The sequence below is a fragment of the Microcystis sp. LE18-22.4A genome (assembly GCF_027531105.1).
GTDB classification, from domain to species: domain Bacteria; phylum Cyanobacteriota; class Cyanobacteriia; order Cyanobacteriales; family Microcystaceae; genus Microcystis; species Microcystis aeruginosa.
Genome location: NZ_JAPZRB010000580.1, coordinates 1 through 2071, shown reverse-complemented (window position 1 = coordinate 2071; position 2071 = coordinate 1). Strand labels below are relative to the sequence as shown.

Sequence of the window (2071 nt, the reverse complement as noted above, 5' to 3'; positions counted from 1 at the left end):
ACTAAACATTTTTTCTATCTCCTTACGGTTTAATTTGGGCAATTTATAAATGAGAATTGTCTCAATTAATTCGAGAATGTCCTCTCTTTTTAAAGACTCCTGGAATTGTTGTCTAACTTGTTGAATCAGTTCTTTTCCTTGGGCTAAGGTGTTTGGTTCCGATTCCACAATTAATTGTAACACTTTTACCCCCAGAGAATCCCCCTCATCTAATTGATTCAGATAATAACAGTTAACCCGGCCTGACTCAAAGAATTCTTGATAACGAGATTTGGGACTATTTTCAATTTCCGGATGAGGATAAATGATCACCCCTTGGCAATTGTTATTACTCTCACTTTGATGAAAATAGAGAAATATTTCACTAAAAAAGCGCGAGTAAAACCGTTCATCTTTTTGAAATTGTACCTCGACAAAGTAAATCGGTTCATTAAGGTTATCAGGAAGAAAGACCCCATCTAAACGAAAAGCGAGTTGTTTAACTTCTAGGGAGGAAAATTGATAATGATTGACGGTTTCAGGGGGAAGATTTAGCAAATCAAAGAAACTTTCAGGAAAAGTCTGAAAGAGACGATAGAAAATACTGTCCGTTTTCACTCAATTTTGTCCCTCAATGACTTCTGGTACTTGTTCAATTTCTAAGTCTAAAGCTTGGGCAATTTGTTCTACACTTAATCCTAAGGCTGATAAACGGGGAATAGAGTTTAATTTAGCGGTTAATGCTCCTTCCTCTAAAATATCTTGATAGATGACGGATTCTCTCATAATCTCACTCCGAAGGATTTTTTTAATCGTCTCTCGATTGTAATTCCTCGATTGCGTCGGGGGATAAATCGGTAAATCGGGCAATTTCTGGGATAGGAAAGCCAGCAGATAGCATTTTTAGGGCAATTTGTCGGGCTTTTTCTTCTTTACCCTCCTCTTTGCCTTCCTCTCTGCCTTCCTCTCTGCCTTCCTCTCTGCCTTCCTCTCTGCCTTCCTCTCTGCCTTCCTCTAAAATATCTTGATAGATGACGGATTCTCTCATAATCTCACTCCGAAGGATTTTTTTAATCGTCTCTCGATTTAATACTAACCCAGCGAGAATACTGGTAGCGGCAGCGAGATTGCTTTGCACCTGTTTTTGGGAGATAGTTTCTAGAGAACGGGACACCTGACTTAACACCTGTTCGGGGTCATCGGTATTGCTGAGGATGGCAAAGGGTAATAAACCGGGATGATGGAAAAATTGCGGTGTATTTTCTTCCCAAAGACGGATGACTTGAAAGGAATGAAAGGTTTCCCCCAGACGGAAAGTATTTTCTTGTACTAGGGGGGAATCACTACGTCGCAGATAAATTACCACTTGACGCATTGGTTTTTGGGGATGACGACGATAGACGCGAAGGCGATAATCGAGCATTCGGAAAGGAATCTTGGCGTCGGGGTCGGTTTGAAATTCGGTATGGAGAATTAATTGCTCTGACTGCAAAAAAATCAGAGAATCGGCACGAATGGGGTCTAATTGTAATTCCGTCGGGTCGAGGACGGTTAAGGAGAGGGGAGAACCCAATAACCAAGTGGCTAGATCATCGGAGAAGTTTTCGGCGATAAATTTACAAATATTATCAAACATCGCGAGCGTTCTGCCTTTGTAATTCCTCGATAGTTGCGGGGGATAAATCAGTAAATTGGGCGATTTCTGGGATAGGAAAGCCAGCAGATAGCATTTTTAGGGCAATTTGTCGAGCTTTTTCCTCTTTGCCTTTTTGTAGTCCTTTTTGCAAGCCTTCTTGCCGTCCCTTCTCCTCGCCTTCCTCTAAAATATCTTGATAGATGACGGATTCTCTCATAATGTCACTCCGAAGGATTTTTTTATCGTCTCTCGATTTAATACTAACCCAGCGAGAATACTGGTAGCGGCAGCGAGATTGCTTTGCACCTGTTTTTGGGAGATAGTTTCTAGAGAACGGGACACCTGACTTAACACCTGTTCGGGATCATCGGTATTGCTGAGGACGGCAAAGGGTAATAACTCATTGTTCGCTTAATTTTTTAAGGGAAGGGTTTTAAAATTGCTGTAACCTTTATC

At 41.1% G+C, this 2071-nt stretch carries 3 protein-coding genes and 1 pseudogene; all 4 read right to left on the bottom strand.

All coding sequences use genetic code 11. From position 1 onward, the window contains the following. Positions 1 to 597 (bottom strand): Rpn family recombination-promoting nuclease/putative transposase (locus O9295_RS24920; protein WP_288035975.1); only part of this gene is annotated, 597 nt, incomplete at its 3' end. Next, positions 598 to 765, bottom strand: coding sequence for a hypothetical protein (locus tag O9295_RS24915; protein WP_199328878.1), 168 nt, complete (start codon positions 763 to 765; stop codon positions 598 to 600). Between the two features lie 22 nt (positions 766 to 787). Next, entirely contained in the window at positions 788 to 1615 is an 828-nt protein-coding gene (locus O9295_RS24910; RefSeq protein ID WP_288035974.1) for an Rpn family recombination-promoting nuclease/putative transposase, read from the bottom strand. Further along, positions 1608 to 2014 (bottom strand): annotated as a pseudogene (locus tag O9295_RS24905) (Rpn family recombination-promoting nuclease/putative transposase); the annotation flags it as partial. The gene O9295_RS24910 and the pseudogene O9295_RS24905, both read right to left, overlap by 8 nt. Positions 2015 to 2071 lie beyond the last annotated feature (57 nt).